Source organism: Pseudomonas sp. S1_E05 (genome assembly GCF_056337105.1).
Window position 1 is genome coordinate 4,639,734 of record NZ_JBFRHM010000001.1, and the last position, 16,350, is coordinate 4,656,083.

The following is a 16,350-nucleotide window of genomic DNA, read 5'->3' on the forward strand; positions in this document are numbered from 1 at the left end:
GTATAGAGGTTATTAGCATTTATTGCGCATGCAACCTTTGATTTGGCAATAACACCACCGAGAGTCATATAAAAGGAACGCCTCAAACCTTCATCAGTCACTGTTTAAAGCAACTCGACAACCACCAGGTGCCGTGCCTGGAAGGGATATTTCCACGTTCGACGAGGAGTTTCGACTGATGAGTACCAAGAAGCCTGCCGCCCCGAATAGCGCGATGGCCGGGACCGACACCCCGGACCGCAGTAATACCAATGCCAAGCTCGACAGCCTGGAAACCTTCCGCAGCGATGCCACCGATCAGGCGCTGCGAACCAACCAGGGCGTGAAGATCTCGGACAACCAAAACACCTTGAAGGCAGGCGCTCGCGGACCGTCATTGCTGGAAGACTTCATCATGCGTGAGAAAATCACGCACTTTGACCATGAACGCATCCCGGAGCGTATCGTCCATGCCCGAGGCACCGGCGCCCACGGCTACTTCCAGACCTACGAAAACCATGCGGCGCTGACCAAAGCCGGATTTCTGCAGGACCCGGGCAAAAAAACTCCGGTATTCGTGCGTTTTTCCACGGTACAAGGTCCTCGCGGGTCGGGCGACACCGTGCGCGACGTGCGCGGTTTCGCCGTAAAGTTCTTCACCGACGAGGGCAACTTCGACCTGGTGGGCAACAACATGCCGGTGTTTTTCATTCAGGATGCGATCAAGTTTCCCGACTTCGTGCACGCGGTAAAACCCGAACCCCACAACGAGATACCGACTGGCGGCTCAGCACACGACACTTTCTGGGATTTCGTTTCGCTGGTGCCCGAGTCGGCCCACATGGTGATCTGGGCCATGTCCGACCGGGCCATTCCCAAAAGCCTGCGCAGCATGCAGGGCTTCGGTGTACACACCTTTCGCCTGATCAACGCCGAGGGCAAGTCACGTTTCGTCAAGTTCCACTGGCGTCCAACGGCTGGCACCTGTTCGCTGGTGTGGGATGAGGCGCAGAAGCTCGCCGGCAAGGACACTGACTACCATCGTCGCGATCTTTGGGAAGCCATCGAGATGGGCGACTATCCCGAGTGGGAATTGGGTGTCCAAGTGGTCGAAGAAGAAAACGAACACGCTTTCGAGTTCGACATTCTCGACCCGACCAAGATCATTCCCGAGGAAGTGGTCCCGATCACACCGTTGGGCAAGATGGTGCTCAACCGTAACCCGGACAATTTTTTCGCTGAAGTCGAGCAGGTGGCGTTCTGCCCAGGGCATATCGTTCCGGGCATCGACTTTTCCAACGACCCCCTGCTGCAAGGCCGGTTGTTTTCCTACACCGACACGCAGATCAGCCGCCTCGGCGGGCCGAACTTTCACGAGATCCCGATCAACCGCCCGGTAGCGCCCGTCCATAACGGCCAGCGCGATGCCCAGCACCGCAGCACCATAGACAAGGGACGTGCGGCATACGAACCGAACTCCATTGATGGCGGCTGGCCAAAAGAAACGCCTCCAGCCGCACAGGACGGTGGATTCGAGTCCTATCCGGAGCGCATCGATGCCAACAAGATCCGTCAACGCAGCGAGTCGTTTGGCGACCACTTCTCCCAGGCGCGCCTGTTCTTCCACAGCATGAGCAAGCACGAGCAAGAACACATCATTGCCGCGTAGCAGCTTCGAGCTGGGCAAAGTGGAGCGTGAGTTCATCCGGGCTCGGGAGGTTAATGAGATTCTGGCCAACATCGACCTGGAACTGGCTAAACGGGTTGCGCAGAACCTCGGTTTACCAGCGCCCACCGCCGGGACCGTCGACGTGCCGAAATCATCCCTGGAGCGCTCGCCAGCACTCAGCCAGGCGAATTTGCTGCCCGAGAATATCAAAAGCCGCAAAGTCGCGATCCTGGCGGCCAATGGTGTAGATGGGGCTGCAATCGATGCGATGAAGGCAGCACTGAAAGCCGAAGGTGCACACGCCAAACTGCTTGGGCCGACCTCCGCTCCCGTGAAGGCCGCCGATGGCACAACGTTGCCGGTGGATGCTTCCATGGAAGGGATGCCGTCCATTGCCTTCGACGCCGTCTTTGTGCCTGGAGGCGCGGCATCGATCAAGGCGTTGAGTGGGGATGGGGTGGCATTGCATTACGTACTTGAGGCTTACAAACACTTGAAAGCGATTGCCCTGCACGGCGAGGCGAAGCAGTTGCTGGATGTGTTGAAGCTGGAGGCGGATGTTGGGTTGATCGTAGGGACGGATGCCACGCTGGCCAAAGCGTTCATTGCGGCGATTGGGCAGCACCGGGTCTGGGAGCGGGAGCCGAAGGCCAAGGGGGTTCCGGCTTAGGATTTGTATCAACCGGGCTGATGCGATCGCGGGCGAGCCCGCTCCTACAGGTTGATCACAAACCCTGTAGGAGCGAGCTTGCTCGCGATGCTGTCAGGGTTTACGCGGACTCAGGACCACCTGCGCCGGTACGCTGCGTAAAATTTGCTTTTGCAGGTTCAGGTCAAAATCCGCGTCAAGCTTCTTCACCCGCTTGGTCAGCAAGGTGGCCAGCCACGGGTAGTCATCGGTGCGGGGCGCCTGAATGCTCACATCGCAGTCATAATTCACCACATCAGCGGCGATCGCGTCCAGTTGGCGACGAAGCTTGCCCATATCGCTGAGGTTCAGCGCCACGGTCGTGCTCTCTGCCGTTGGATCGATCACCTTGGCGGCGGGCTTGGCTTCAGCAGCCCTGAGCGCCGCTTCTGCTTTATCCAACTCAGCCTTGCGCGCATTGACGATGGCATTGTTGACCCCACCGGTCAGCGCTGGCGCCTTGGGCATCAGCGCCCGAGCCCGGCTGAGTGCCGTAGCGGCGGCGTTCACGTCACCTTTTTGCAGCACGATCTGACTGCGACGCAGGTAGGCTTCAGCCAACTGCCGCTGGTACTGTTCCAGGGATTGATCATTGGGCGTCTCGGCCTGCAAGGCCGCCAGTTGGCCTTCGGCGGTCGCTAGTTCGCTGCTGGCAAGGCTTTGCTCAAGCTGTGCGATGGCCGTAGCCCGCGCATCAATGGCCTGGGTGGCCGCCGGCGGGGTGCTTTGGCATGCGCCCAGTAGCAGCGAAAACGCGACAAGGAGCAGATAACGGGAGGCGAACGGCTTCATTCCTGCGACTCTCTATTTGCGCAAAAAATGAGCAAGTCTACACCCCTCGACGGGGCAGGACAAAACTCAGCAGAAACAGGGCGGCGGCCGTCACCACGATGGAAGGGCCCGCCGGGGTGTCCTTGAACCAGGACAACGCCAACCCGCCACACACCGCGAGCATGCCCAGCAGGCTTGCGCCCAACGCCATCTGCTCGGGCGAGCGGGCGTGACGTTGTGCCGCAGCTGCGGGGATGATCAGCAATGACGTAATCAGCAACACACCGACGATTTTCATCGCCACTGCGATCACCACGGCGATCAGCAGCATCAGGGTCATGCGCAGCGCCGGCACCGGCAATCCTTCCACTCGCGCCAGTTCTTCGTGCACCGTGATCGCCAACAATGGCCGCCACATCGTCACCAGCAACACCAGCACCGCCGCGCTGCCGCCAAGAATCCAGGCCAGATCGGTGGGACTGATCGCCAGAAGATCGCCGAACAGATAAGCCATCAGGTCGATCCGCACTTCGTGCATGAAGCTTAGTACGACCAAACCGAGAGAGAGTGTGCTCGGTGCGAGAATTCCCAACAGCGTGTCAGAAGCCAGTGGCTGGCGCTGTTGCAACGTTACCAGTAACACCGCTAACAGCAGGCAGCCGACAGTGACCGCGACCGTCGGGCTGACATCCAGCAAAAAGCCCAATGCCACGCCGAGCAATGCCGCGTGGGACAAGGTGTCGCCAAAATAAGCCATGCGCCGCCACACGACGAACGATCCCAGAGGCCCCGCCACCAGCGCCAGGGCCAAACCTGCGAGCAGGGCATAGAGCAGAAAATCAGCCATGCTTGCAGTGATCTCCGTGAACGTGGGGTTTGACCACCGAGCCATGCAGGTCGTGGGCGTGATCGTGGTGGTGGTGATAAATCGCCAGGCTCGCGGCGTTCTTGCCAAACAACTCGACGAACGCGGGGTCACCGCTGACGTGCTCAGGATGGCCAGAGCAGCAGACATGGCGATTGAGGCACACCACCTGGTCGGTGGTGCTCATGACCAGATGCAGATCGTGGGACACCATCAGCACACCGCAACCGTGACGATCGCGCAGACGGGTAATCAGGCTGTACAACTCCGCCTGCCCCGCTACATCGACGCCTTGCACCGGCTCGTCGAGCACCAGCAACTCGGGTTCGCGCAACAGCGCCCGGGCCAGCAACACGCGCTGCATTTCGCCCCCAGAGACGCTTTGCACCGGGCTGTCGATGACGTGTTCGGCGCCGACCTCCTTGAGCGCCGCCAACGCGCGAGCGCGGTCCACTCCCGGCACCAGGCGCAGGAATCGCAGCACCGACAGCGGCAACGTCGGATCGACATGCAGCTTTTGCGGCATATAACCCACCCGCAGCTTCGGTTTGCGCCAGACGCTGCCGCTGTCCGGTTTCAACAGACCGAGCACCGCCCGCACCAGGGTGGTCTTGCCGGCGCCGTTAGGCCCGATCAGGGTGACAATCTGCCCCGGCTCGACGCTCAGCTCGATATTATCCAGCACGATTTGCCCGGCAAAGGTGACGGCAACCTGCTCGAGGCGGATCAACGCATTGCTCATCAAGCCCCCTGGCAGCCCGAGCACAGGCCGACCACTTCAACGGTCTGGCCTTCGACCACGAACCCTACATCCCTGGCGCTGCCGACAATCGCGTCGCTGATGGATTTCTGTTCAAGTTCGATGGCGGCATGGCATTCGCGGCAGATCAGGAATTGCCCCTGATGCGCATGCTCCGGGTGATTACAGCCAACAAAGGCATTGAGCGAGGCGATGCGGTGCACCAGCCCGTTTTCCAGCAGGAAATCCAGCGCGCGGTAAACCGTAGGCGGCGCCGCCCGACGGCCGTCCTGTTCGCTGAGCACCGCCAGAATGTCGTAGGCGCCCAGCGGCTTGTGACTTTGCCACACCAGCTCCAGCACCCGCCGGCGCAGTGCGGTCAGGCGCAGACCTTGGCGCGCGCACAGGGCATCGGCCTCAGACAGGGCGCTGTGAACGCAATGGGAGTGGTCGTGGGGACGGCTGGCAATCGGTGTAATAGGCATGAGCGGCGACGAGTTTTGTTAGAGACGTTATTATGTTACCCGTTCTTACCTCCTTGAGTGGTCATCGTGTCCCGACTTTTTTCCATCTTTGTCGCTTTCGTCGCAAGTTTTCTGTTCATCGGTGCAGCCCAGGCCGAAGTCAAGGTACTTACCAGCATCAAGCCTCTGCAGCTGATAGCCGCTGCGGTGCAGGACGGCGTGGCAATTCCCGAAGTGCTGCTGCCACCCGGGGCCTCCCCGCATAATTACGCACTGCGCCCATCCGACGTACGGAAGGTGCAATCGGTAGATCTGGTTTACTGGATTGGACCGGATATGGAAGGTTTCCTGCCTCGTGTGATGAAAGGTCGTACGCTGCCGAGCATCGCCATACAGGACCTGCCCGGTTTGAAGCTGCGCCACTTTGCCGAGGACAGCCAGTCTCACGCCGAGGAGGCGGACGATCATGATCACGATCACCGCCCTGGCAGCCTGGATGCGCATCTGTGGCTATCGCCAGCGAATGCCCGAGTGATTGCCGCCAAAATGGCAGCGGACCTGGCCGCAGCCGATCCGGCCAACGCCCCTCGCTATCAAAGCAATCTCAAGGGGTTCGAGGAACGCCTGGATGCCCTGGATCTGCGCCTGAAAGCGCGCCTGGCGGGTATCGCCGGCAAACCGTATTTCGTTTTTCATGAGGCATTCGACTATTTCGAAGACGCCTACGGCCTCAAGCACACTGGCGTGTTCAGCGTCGCCGCCGAGGTGCAGCCAGGCGCTCAGCACGTCGCGGCGATGCGCACTCGCTTGCAGGAAGTGGGCAAGACCTGCGTGTTCAGCGAACCACCACTGCGCCCACGCCTGGCCGAGACCCTGGTCGCGGGCCTGCCGGTGAAACTGGCGGAGCTGGATGCGTTGGGGGGGTACACGCCGGCGACTGCCCAAGGGTATGAGCAGATACTTGAGAAACTGGGCAATGACTTGGCGGGGTGCCTGGAGTCGCTGTGATCAGGATTGAGGTGACCCCTATCGCGGGCAAGCCCGCTCCTACAGGTGAATGGGAGCGAGCCTGCTCGCGATATTTTTAGAGGGCAAAAGGCAAAGGCGTACTGACCTTCTGCCGCTGCGCCAGGCGCAGCTGAAACTCCATCGGGTCGTGAATCAACACGTCCTGGCCGGCGAACGATTCCGCGGCGATCAACCGGGACAGCCAGAACCGCACGCACGCCACTCGCAACAGGGTCGGCCACAGCTCGGCCTCGGCAGCGGTGAATGGCCGCAGCGCCGCGTAGGCGCCAAGCAATGCCCGCGCTCGCGGGCCGTCCAGTAAGCCGTTATCGTCCGAACACCAGTCGTTCAACGCGATCGCCACGTCGTAGAGCATCGGCCCGGAGCAGGCGTTGTAGAAGTCGATCAACCCGGTCAGGTGCGTGCCTTCGAACATCGCGTTGTCGCGGAACAGGTCGGCGTGGATATTCGCCCGTGGCAGCGCCAGAATTTTCTCTTTTTGAAGTGTGATCTCGTCCAGCGCCCGCTGCAGCAGGTCGCTTTGCTCGGCATTGAGGTGCGAGAGCAGTTGGTGGCCCTCTTCCAGCATCCAGTCCAGACCGCGATCGGTCTTGCGCTTGATCATCTTGGCCTGGGTTGCCAGGTGCAGATGGGCGAGCAACTCACCGACCTGGGCACAATGCTGGGCATTGGCTTGCTTGATGTGCTTGCCCGCCAGGCGCGGTTGCAGCAGCGCAGGCTTTCCGGCCAGCTCGCGCAGGGCAACGCCGTCGGTCGTGCGCAAGGCGTATGGCACCGGCAGGTCGGCCTCGTGCAGGACATCCAGCAACTCGATGAAGAACGGCATTTCCTGCACTGGGCCGCGCTCGACCAGGGTCAGGACGAACTCGCCCTTTTCCAGGCTGATAAAGAAATTGGTGTTTTCGCTGCCAGCGGCGATTCCCTGGAAATCAAGCAGGCGGCCGAGCCCGTAAGGGGCGAGAAAGGTTTCCAGCTCGGGCCGAGCCAGCGGGGTGAACACAGACATGTTTTAACTGCCAGTACGGGCGCCGCCAGGGGCCGGCGCCAAGTGAAATTAAGAATCTACTTCCAGGAAACTATTTCCATTCGAAAATCTTCCACGACGGAATCAGCATATCGGGCTGATCCGAGCGGATGAAGTTACCGTCCGATCCATCGGCGCGCACCAGAAAATAGGGTTTTCCGCCCTTCGGCGTGACCTGGATGGCGTACAGAAAACCATTCTGGCGGAATTCCTTGATCGTATTGTCGCCTTCGGTTCGGATGGTGACATCCGGTTCAGGCGATGGCGCATCATCTGCGGCCATCACGGCCAAAGGTGTAATTGCAAACAAGCCAGCCAGCAACAGGCGATTTAGTGTACGCATGATAACCTTGTCCCTTTGTCGTCAACGGTCCCGCTATTCTAGCGCCGGACCCGCCGAAAAGGTTGATCCTGCTCATGAGCCAAGCCCCCCTCGTCCTGGTGGACGGTTCTTCATACTTGTACCGGGCCTTCCATGCCCTGCCGCCACTGACCACCTCCAAAGGCATGCCGACCGGAGCGGTCAAAGGCGTGCTGAACATGCTCAAGAGTCTGCGCAAGCAGTACCCGGACAGCCCGTTTGCCGTAGTATTCGACGCCAAAGGTGGGACCTTTCGCGACGAAATGTACGCCGAATACAAGGCCAACCGCCCGAGCATGCCAGACGACATGCGCGTACAGATCCAGCCGCTGCACGACAGCGTCAAGGCCTTGGGTTTTCCACTGCTGTGCGTCGATGGCGTGGAGGCCGACGATGTAATCGGCACACTGGCCCGCAGCAGTGCAGCAGCCGACCGCCCGGTGGTCATCTCCACCGGCGACAAGGACATGGCGCAGCTGGTTGATGGCCACATTACCTTGGTCAACACCATGACCGGTAGCGCGCTGGATGTAGAAGGCGTGAAGGAGAAATTCGGCGTCGCTCCCGAGCAGATCATCGATTACCTGGCGCTGATGGGCGACTCTTCCGACAACATCCCAGGCGTTCCGGGCATTGGTCCCAAGACGGCTTCTGGCTTGCTGGTAGGCGTGAATGGTGGCCTGACCGAGCTGTATGCGAAGCTCGACATCGTCCCAACCCTGCCGATCCGTGGTGCGAAAACCCTCCCGGCCAAGCTCGAAGAGCACAAGGAGATGGCTTTCCTCTCCTATGCGCTCGCGACAATCAAGATCGACGTCCCGCTGGACATCGGTCTCGACGATTTGCAGATGGGCCGGCCGGATCACGATGCCCTCGCCGAGCTCTACACCCTGCTGGAATTCAAGAGCTGGTTTGATGAGAATCAGCGCGATGCCAAGCGTTCCGGCCAGGAAGTGACCGCGCCTGTGGTCGAAGACGCCGCTGGCGAGACTGAGCGCAAATACACCACGATCCTCACCCAGGCCGATTTTGACCTATGGCTGAAGAAGCTCAACGACGCCAGCCTGTTTGCCTTCGACACCGAAACCACCGGTCTGGATGCGCAGCAAGCACAACTGGTCGGCTTGTCGTTCGCGGTCCAGGCTGATGAAGCGGCCTACATCCCGTTGACCCACTCCTACATGGGCGTGCCCGACCAACTGGATCGCGACACCGTGCTGCGTGCACTCAAGCCGATCCTGGAAGACCCGAACAAACTCAAGGTCGGCCAGCACGCCAAGTACGACATGAACATCCTGGCCAACTGCGCCATCGGTGGCGACCAGAGCTGCGGCATCAACGTGCAAGGCATCGCCTTCGATACCATGCTCGAATCCTACGTGCTGGATTCCACCGCGACTCGCCACGACATGGACAGCCTGGCGCTGAAGTATCTGAACCACACCACTATTGGTTTCCAGGACATCGCCGGCAAGGGTGCCAAACAGCTGACATTTGACCAGATTGCCCTGGAACTGGCCGGGCCTTATGCCGCCGAAGACGCCGACGTAACGTTGCGCCTGCATCAGACCTTGCAGGAAAAGCTCAACGCAATTCCAAGCCTGAGCAAGGTATTGAACGAAATCGAAATGCCGCTGGTGCCCGTCCTGGCCCGAATCGAGCGTCAGGGTGCGCTCGTCGATGCCAACCTGCTGGGCATCCAGAGCGTCGAGCTGGGCGACAAAATGGTCGCACTGGAGCGTGAGGCATTCGCCATTGCTGGTGAGGAATTCAACCTCGGCTCTCCAAAACAATTGGGCGTCATCCTGTACGAAAAACTCGGCATGCCGATCCTCAGCAAAACCGCCAAGGGCCAGGCATCAACGGCCGAAGCGGTGCTGGCAGAGCTGGCCGAACAGGACTACCCGCTGCCCAAGGTGCTGATGCAGTACCGCTCGATGAGCAAACTGAAAAGCACTTATACCGATCGCCTGCCCGAGCAGATCAACCCGCGCACCGGGCGGATCCACACCTCTTATCATCAGGCGGTCGCAGCAACCGGTCGCTTGTCCTCCAGCGACCCGAACCTGCAGAACATTCCAATCCGCACAGCTGAGGGCCGTCGGATTCGCCAAGCGTTCGTTGCACCCAAAGGCTACAAGCTGCTGGCGGCGGACTACTCGCAGATCGAATTGCGGATCATGGCGCACCTGGCCAAGGACGAAGGTCTGCTGCACGCCTTCCGCAATGACCTGGACGTGCACAAGGCCACCGCCGCCGAGGTGTTCGGCGTCGAGCTGGAAAACGTCACCACCGATCAGCGGCGCAGTGCCAAGGCGATCAACTTCGGCTTGATCTACGGCATGAGCGCTTTTGGCCTGGCCAAGCAGATCGGCGTGGACCGCAAACAGTCCCAGGCGTACATCGACCGTTATTTCACCCGTTACCCAGGCGTGCTCGAATACATGGAGCGCACCCGCGCCCAGGCCGCAGAACAGGGTTTCGTCGAAACCATCTTTGGCCGGCGCCTGTACCTGCCGGAAATCAACGCCAAGAACCCGGCCCTGCGCAAGGGCGCTGAACGCACGGCGATCAACGCGCCGATGCAAGGCACCGCTGCGGACATCATCAAGAAAGCCATGGTGGCTGTAGATAACTGGCTGATGACCTCGGGCCTGGATGCCAAAGTCATCCTGCAGGTGCACGATGAATTGGTGCTGGAGGTGCGCGAGGACCTGGTCGATCAGGTTCGTGACGACATTCGCCAGCACATGAGCGAAGCCGCGAAGCTGGATGTACCGCTTCTGGTGGAGGTCGGGGTGGGGAATAACTGGGACGAGGCCCACTGACCGGTATTTTTTGCCAGGAACGGCCGCGGCATAGTGTCGCGGCCGGCTCAAAGAGCGCTTATTTCAGAAAACGAAGCGGCTTATTTCAAATGGTTTTTGAGCGTTCGGAACTAAATACGTGAACTGCGACTCAGAGTAACTGAATGGCTGGTGAAGCCGTTCATTGCTCCTATGTTGTGTTAAGTGTTGGCAGATATTCGGACCCCGCCCTAGCGGTCCGGAACTTGAACCCCGGAACTTCCCCCTCCCCATTGAAGTCCGGGGTTTTTTTTGCCTGCGATTTACTCCGCGGCAGGCTCCGCGCCCTTGTCAGCCAATTCCATCCAACCCGCCAATACAGTGTAGGCCTCTTCCAGCCCCATGCGCTTGGGCGCCGAGAACAGCTGGATGGTGATCGTGCTGCCCCAGCCTTTGCGGATCTCGGACTGAACCTTGAGCAGCGTATTTTTCGCCGCACCGTAGGTGAGCTTGTCCGCCTTGGTCAGCAGGATGTGCATCGGCATGCCGCTCGCTACGGCCCAATCGAGCATCAGCAGGTCGAAGTCGGTCATTGGATGACGGATGTCCATCATCAGGATCAGGCCTTTCAAACTCTCGCGCCCGCCCAGATAGGCTTCCAGGTGTCGCTGCCAGTGTTGCTTCAACGGGATAGGTACTTTCGCGTAACCGTAGCCCGGCAGGTCGACCAGACGGCGATCATCGTCTAGCTTGAAGAAATTAAGCAGTTGCGTGCGCCCCGGGGTCTTCGAGGTTCGCGCCAGGCTGGCATGGGTCAGGGTGTTCAATGCGCTGGATTTACCAGCGTTCGAGCGCCCTGCAAAGGCGACTTCAAAGCCTTCGTCATCGGGGCATTGATCGACTTTGGCAGCGCTGAGCATGAAGGTGGACTGTTGGCACAGGCCGAGGATGGGGTTCTTGAGTTGCATGGGATTTCCGATGTGGGCGGCGCCGGGAATGGACGCGGCAAGCGGTGTCGTTTCCGTTTCAGTAGCGCCAGTATATAATGCCGCAGATTTTGTGTGCGCTTTGTCCCAGCGTAGGATGAAGTTCACGAGAGCGAATGACCTTGATTGCGCATTAGAACGCAGAACGCTCTCAACCCTGAAAAGGTCGTTTTATGACGAAATGGCTGCTGGCTGCCGGAGTCCTGATACCGCTTTACAGCGCTCAGGCTACACAGGATCCGGAAGCTGTGTACAACCGTGTTTGTGGTGCCTGTCATTCCGGCCAACTCCCCATGGCGCCCCGAAAGGGCGATCAGGAAGCTTGGACGCCGAGGTTGGCGAAAGGTATGGAGACGCTGGTGCAACACGTGACCCAGGGTTTCAAGGCGATGCCGCCGCGTGGTTTGTGCATGGACTGCAGTGCCGAGGATTACCGAACCATCATCCAGTGGATGAGCGAGTGATCCCGGTCCATAACTCTTTAACCCTTAGCCGTAGTTGGATTAGCTGATGAACAAATTGATCGTGAGTCTGCTGTTGACCGTGGGGATCTCCGGCGTAGCCCATGCTGCAGGTGACGCAACAGCTGGCCAGGCGAAAGCCGCAGTCTGTGGCGCCTGTCATGGCCCGGATGGCAACAGCATGGCGCCTAACTTTCCGAAACTGGCAGGTCAGGGCGAACGTTATCTGAACAAGCAGCTGCACGACATCAAGTCCGGCAAGCGCACGGTACTGGAAATGACTGGCCTGCTGACCAACCTGAGCGATCAGGACCTGGCTGATATCTCCGCCTACTTCGCCAGCCAGAAAGGCAGCGTTGGCGCCGCCGATCCTAAACTCGTGGCTCGTGGTGAAGCACTGTTCCGTGGTGGCGACCTGGCCAAGGGCCTGCCAGCCTGCACCGGCTGCCACTCTCCGAATGGCGCAGGCAACGCGGCCGCCGGCTTCCCGCACCTGGGTGGCCAACACGCTCAATACGTTGGCAAACAACTGACCGATTTCCGCAAGGAAGAAGGCGGCCGTACCAACGACGGCGACGCCAAGCCAATGCAGAGCATCGCCAAGCGCATGAGCGACGAAGACATTGCCGCAGTGTCCAGCTACATTCAGGGCCTGCACTAAGCGCGGCTAATCGGGCGGCGTGCGGGCTTACATCTGCCGCTACGTTAACGCTCCATTAATCTGTCGCAACAAGTATAAAAAGGGTGGCTCCGGCCGCCCTTTTTTGTGGCCGCTGCCGTTACACTACAGAACTCGAGCCCGCACAGACCCGTCTGATAACAGGTCGCGCGAGGCGACTCAAATTCTCCAGGAGTAAAGCATGCGTAATCTGATCATCAGCGCCGCATTCGTCGCTGCCAGCCTGTTCGGCGTGACTGCCCAAGCCGCCGAAACACACCCCGACTCGTATGTTGAATTGGCCAATCCGGTCCCGGTCGCAGTGCCTGGCAAAATCGAAGTGGTGGAGCTGTTCTGGTACGGCTGCCCGCATTGCTACGCCTTTGAACCCGTGATCAACCCTTGGGTCGAGAAGCTGCCTTCGGACGTCAACTTCGTACGCATCCCTGCCATGTTCGGCGGCCCGTGGGATGCCCACGGCCAGATGTTCCTGACCCTGGAAGCCATGGGCGTCGAGCACTCGGTTCACGCCGCCGTCTTCAATGCCATTCAGAAGGAACACAAGAAGCTCGTTGACAAGAACGAAATGGCTGACTTCCTTGCCACCCAGGGCGTAGACAAGGACAAGTTCCTGGCGACCTTCGACTCCTTCGCCATCAAGGGCAAGATCGTCCAGGCCCGTGAACTGGCCAAGAAGTATCAGATCACCGGCGTTCCAACCATGGTCGTCAACGGCAAGTACCGCTTTGACATCGGCTCTGCCGGTGGCGCGGAAGAGGCCTTGAAACTCGCCGACCAACTGGTCGACAAAGAGCGAGCGACCCACAAGGCTGCGGCCAACTAAGCGCTGCGACCGCCATGCGCCGCTGGGGAACTGAACGTGTCGTTGGCCTGCATGATCCGCGGGTCAACGATCATCACCTGGAATCGACGGGTCTGCCCACGGACAGCCGTCTGCGTTTGCTCAGCTTCAATATCCAGGTCGGCATCAGTACCGAGCGGTATCGGCACTACCTGACCCGTGGCTGGCAGCACGTACTGCCCCACCCCGGGCGGGCCGATAACCTGCAGAAAATCGGCAATTTGCTGGGCGACTTCGATCTTGTCGCCCTGCAGGAAGCGGACGGCGGCAGCCTCAGGTCCGGCTACATCAATCAGGTGGAACACCTGGCCCAACTGGGCGCCTTTCCCTACTGGTATCAACAACTCAATCGCAACCTCGGGCGCCTGGGACAGCACAGCAACGGCGTGCTGAGTCGCCTGCGCCCGTGGGCCATCGAAGATCACCCGTTGCCGGGCCCCAAGGGGCGCGGTGCGATCCTGGTGCGGTTCGGCGAAGGTCCCGAAGCCATGGTGGTGGTGATGATGCACCTTGCACTCGGGGCCCGCACCCGCAGCCTGCAACTGGCGTACATTCGCGAGTTGATCGGCGACTACAAGCATCAGGTGCTGATGGGGGACATGAACACCCACGCCAGCGACTTGCTCCAAAACTCCCCGTTGCGCGACCTTGGCCTGCTGGCTCCGCAAGTGGAAGCGACGTTTCCCAGCTGGCGCCCTCAGCGCTGCCTGGACCATATTCTGCTGAGCCCGACCCTGACGCTCGAAAAAGTCGAAGTGCTGGCTCAACCCATTTCTGATCACCTGCCGGTCGCGGTAGAGATTCGTCTGCCAGGTTCGCTCACGGCCGATGCATTGCCCGCGTTGAGTCCTGCCCTTCGCGGAACCGTTGAATGAGCGACGAAACACAGCGCTGGAAAGAAAAATACCTCAAGAGCGTCGAACAACAGGAAAAGCTCGAGCGTCGCTGGGACGCCCGGCTCGACCTGCTGCGGCGCGGGCTGGTACGCAGCACCCTGGCGGCGGAAGGCACTGACCGCGCCGTCGACCAGTGCATGAAGGAGATGCGCGACGTCATCCGCACCGATGAAATGGATGCGGGCCTGGCGGCGTTGTTGCCTCGCTTGGAAAAAGCCGTGCTTGACTCCGAGCAACGCCGCGAAACCCGGGTCAACCAGACCAGCGCCGCGCTGACTGCACTGGTCACTCAGTTGCAAACTTTGCCATTGCCGCGCGAAGTCAGCCGCCCCCTGAAGAACTTCGCCAAACAACTGGACGCTCGTGTCGGCCAGGCTCGTGAAATGCCGCTACTGCTCAGCGAACTGAGCGGGCTGCAAGGCAAGGCCCTGAGTCAACTGGAGCACCCAGCGGAACCTGGCCGGCCAGGTTTGCTGCAGCGCTTGTTTGGCCAGCGTGAAAACGAAGAAGCACCGCAGCAGGCAGTGGCGCTCGAGACATCAGTGCAGTCGCCAGCGCAACCGGCTGACGTAGAAGCTCAACAAGAAGTTGCCGCAGCGCCCCCCACACCGTCAAAGGTGGAGGTCGAAGCGCCCCAAGTGGTCCAGGCGCCACCCGTAACGCCGTCAATCGAACAAGCTGTCGAGGACGAGGCGCAGGCAACCGAAGCGGCCCCCTCCGCACCACCACCGGCGCAAGTCGTGGCGTTTGTTCCCCCCATTCTTGAAGTTCTACCCGCACCGCAGGCACAAACGCCCGAGCCGCCGCAGGCCGAACAACATGAGCCGCCGGACGCCACGCCGGTCGCTTCGGCACCGCCGCAAGGCAATCCGGACGAACTGACGCCGGAGGTCTTCCTCGACCGCCTGCCCCTGCCCCCGGTCATGGCCCAGGCATTGGCCGCCATCGATCCGGAGCAACCCGAGCAAGACATTCTCTACGCGCTGCCGGATTCGCCGGAGCCGTCCTACAGTTCTGTGGCCAAGCATATCGAAGACACCCTGCTGGGCCTGCTGGACGACTTGTCGTTGCCCGAGCGCCATCGCCCACAAGCCGAAGCCATGCGTGACCGGCTGCAAAATGGCTTGAATTGGTACGAATTGCTGCCGATTCTCGACGATCTGGCGACCTTGATGCTGGCCATCAACGACAGCGGCCAGCATGAGTTCGAAGTCTATTTGCAACAGCTCAATGAGCGCCTGGAGTCTTTCCAGAGCAACCTGCAAGCGGCCAGCGATGGCCACGCCGACAACCTATCGGCGGCGCGCGAGATGGACACGCAGATCCGCGAACAAGTCGACGGCTTGCAGAGCAGCGTGCAGGAGGCAGCCGACCTCGACGATCTCAAGCTCGTGCTGGAGAACCACCTGGAAGGTCTGCTTGGAACCATGGATCAGCACCAGAAGCAGCGCGACGAGCGCGAGCAGGAGGTCGCGGCCCGCCTTAAAGGTCTGGCCGAACGCGTGGCGCATATGGAGCAGGAAGCGCTGGGCTACCGCGAGCACTTGGAAGAACAGCGCCAGAAGGCCTTGATCGACCCGCTGACCACCCTGCCCAACCGCGCGGCATGGAGCGAACGACTGGATTACGAGATCGGCCAATGGCAGCAACATGGCAATACCCTGTTGCTGGCCATGCTCGACCTCGATCATTTCAAACGCATCAACGACAACTATGGCCACCTGGCTGGGGACAAGGTGCTGAAAATCATCGCCAGCGTGTTGCGTAAACGCCTGCGCGGCACCGACTTCATCGCCCGGTTCGGCGGTGAAGAGTTCGTCCTGCTGATGCCTGGCACCGTTCCCGCCGTGGGAGCAAAACTGCTGGAGAAATTGCGTGCGGCAATCGAAGCCTGCCCGTTTCACTTCAAGGGAGAGCCAGTGACCATTACCGTTTCGATGGGAGTGACCGCCTTCAGGCCCGGCGAACACAGCGATCTGGTGCTCAAGCGGGCCGACCAGGCGCTCTACCGGGCCAAGCACGCCGGCCGCAACCGGATCGAACTCGGCTGACGGGCAATTTGTCCCATTTTGTTGAAATGGGCCCGGTCAGCCGTCACGGCGCGAGGCAGTA

Annotated in this window: 14 protein-coding genes and 1 pseudogene; 8 read left to right on the plus strand and 7 right to left on the minus strand. The window is 60.3% G+C overall.

Annotation, left to right across the window (positions count from 1 at the left end):
• Positions 1 to 178 precede the first annotated feature (178 nt).
• Positions 179 to 2,318 (plus strand): annotated as a pseudogene (gene katE, locus AB4N33_RS21365) (catalase HPII).
• Between the two features lie 93 nt (positions 2,319 to 2,411).
• Here katE and AB4N33_RS21370 read toward each other — a convergent pair.
• Genes AB4N33_RS21370 through zur form a run of 4 tightly spaced genes read right to left on the minus strand, consistent with a single transcriptional unit; the run spans position 2,412 to position 5,196 of the window.
• A complete protein-coding gene (locus tag AB4N33_RS21370; RefSeq protein ID WP_476458198.1) occupies positions 2,412 to 3,128 on the minus strand; it encodes a PA5502 family lipoprotein in 717 nt (238 codons plus the stop codon).
• Positions 3,129 to 3,165: 37 nt separating this feature from the next.
• On the minus strand, positions 3,166 to 3,954 hold the full coding sequence (gene znuB / locus AB4N33_RS21375) for a zinc ABC transporter permease subunit ZnuB (RefSeq protein ID WP_476458199.1): 789 nt from the start codon (positions 3,952 to 3,954) through the stop codon (positions 3,166 to 3,168).
• Entirely contained in the window at positions 3,947 to 4,714 is a 768-nt protein-coding gene (znuC, locus tag AB4N33_RS21380; RefSeq protein ID WP_460119329.1) for a zinc ABC transporter ATP-binding protein ZnuC, read from the minus strand. The genes znuB and znuC overlap by 8 nt, the downstream gene beginning before the upstream one ends.
• Complete coding sequence (zur, locus tag AB4N33_RS21385; protein ID WP_460119332.1) at positions 4,714 to 5,196, minus strand: zinc uptake transcriptional repressor Zur; 483 nt, start codon at positions 5,194 to 5,196, stop codon at positions 4,714 to 4,716. Before zur ends, znuC begins: the two co-directional genes overlap by 1 nt.
• 66 nt (positions 5,197 to 5,262) lie before the next feature.
• Here zur and AB4N33_RS21390 point away from each other — a divergent pair, with 66 nt between their 5' ends.
• On the plus strand, positions 5,263 to 6,183 hold the full coding sequence (locus tag AB4N33_RS21390; protein ID WP_476458200.1) for a zinc ABC transporter substrate-binding protein: 921 nt from the start codon (positions 5,263 to 5,265) through the stop codon (positions 6,181 to 6,183).
• Between the two features lie 76 nt (positions 6,184 to 6,259).
• Here the strand turns inward: AB4N33_RS21390 and AB4N33_RS21395 are convergent, their stop codons facing one another.
• Together AB4N33_RS21395 and AB4N33_RS21400 are read right to left on the minus strand one after the other, a co-directional pair.
• Positions 6,260 to 7,210: a homoserine kinase gene (locus AB4N33_RS21395; protein ID WP_460119337.1), complete on the minus strand. Its 951-nt coding sequence runs from the start codon at positions 7,208 to 7,210 to the stop codon at positions 6,260 to 6,262.
• Positions 7,211 to 7,280: 70 nt separating this feature from the next.
• Positions 7,281 to 7,571, minus strand: coding sequence for a DUF2782 domain-containing protein (locus tag AB4N33_RS21400; protein ID WP_460119339.1), 291 nt, complete (start codon positions 7,569 to 7,571; stop codon positions 7,281 to 7,283).
• A 74-nt stretch (positions 7,572 to 7,645) separates the two neighbouring features.
• Here AB4N33_RS21400 and polA point away from each other — a divergent pair, with 74 nt between their 5' ends.
• Positions 7,646 to 10,417 (plus strand): DNA polymerase I, encoded by a 2,772-nt coding sequence (gene polA / locus AB4N33_RS21405; RefSeq protein ID WP_460119341.1) that lies wholly within the window; start codon positions 7,646 to 7,648, stop codon positions 10,415 to 10,417.
• Positions 10,418 to 10,698: 281 nt separating this feature from the next.
• Here the strand turns inward: polA and yihA are convergent, their stop codons facing one another.
• Entirely contained in the window at positions 10,699 to 11,343 is a 645-nt protein-coding gene (gene yihA / locus AB4N33_RS21410) for a ribosome biogenesis GTP-binding protein YihA/YsxC (RefSeq protein WP_460119343.1), read from the minus strand.
• Between the two features lie 191 nt (positions 11,344 to 11,534).
• Here yihA and AB4N33_RS21415 point away from each other — a divergent pair, with 191 nt between their 5' ends.
• The 5 genes from AB4N33_RS21415 (at position 11,535) to AB4N33_RS21435 (ending at position 16,289) form a co-directional block, all read left to right on the plus strand.
• A complete protein-coding gene (locus tag AB4N33_RS21415) occupies positions 11,535 to 11,825 on the plus strand; it encodes a c-type cytochrome (RefSeq protein WP_460119345.1) in 291 nt (96 codons plus the stop codon).
• Between the two features lie 46 nt (positions 11,826 to 11,871).
• On the plus strand, positions 11,872 to 12,483 hold the full coding sequence (locus AB4N33_RS21420) for a c-type cytochrome (protein ID WP_460119346.1): 612 nt from the start codon (positions 11,872 to 11,874) through the stop codon (positions 12,481 to 12,483).
• A gap of 199 nt (positions 12,484 to 12,682) precedes the next feature.
• On the plus strand, positions 12,683 to 13,324 hold the full coding sequence (locus AB4N33_RS21425; protein ID WP_460119348.1) for a thiol:disulfide interchange protein DsbA/DsbL: 642 nt from the start codon (positions 12,683 to 12,685) through the stop codon (positions 13,322 to 13,324).
• 14 nt (positions 13,325 to 13,338) lie between these two features.
• Complete coding sequence (locus tag AB4N33_RS21430) at positions 13,339 to 14,217, plus strand: endonuclease/exonuclease/phosphatase family protein (protein WP_460119350.1); 879 nt, start codon at positions 13,339 to 13,341, stop codon at positions 14,215 to 14,217.
• Positions 14,214 to 16,289: a GGDEF domain-containing protein gene (locus AB4N33_RS21435; RefSeq protein WP_460119352.1), complete on the plus strand. Its 2,076-nt coding sequence runs from the start codon at positions 14,214 to 14,216 to the stop codon at positions 16,287 to 16,289. Before AB4N33_RS21430 ends, AB4N33_RS21435 begins: the two co-directional genes overlap by 4 nt.
• Positions 16,290 to 16,350: the final 61 nt, after the last annotated feature.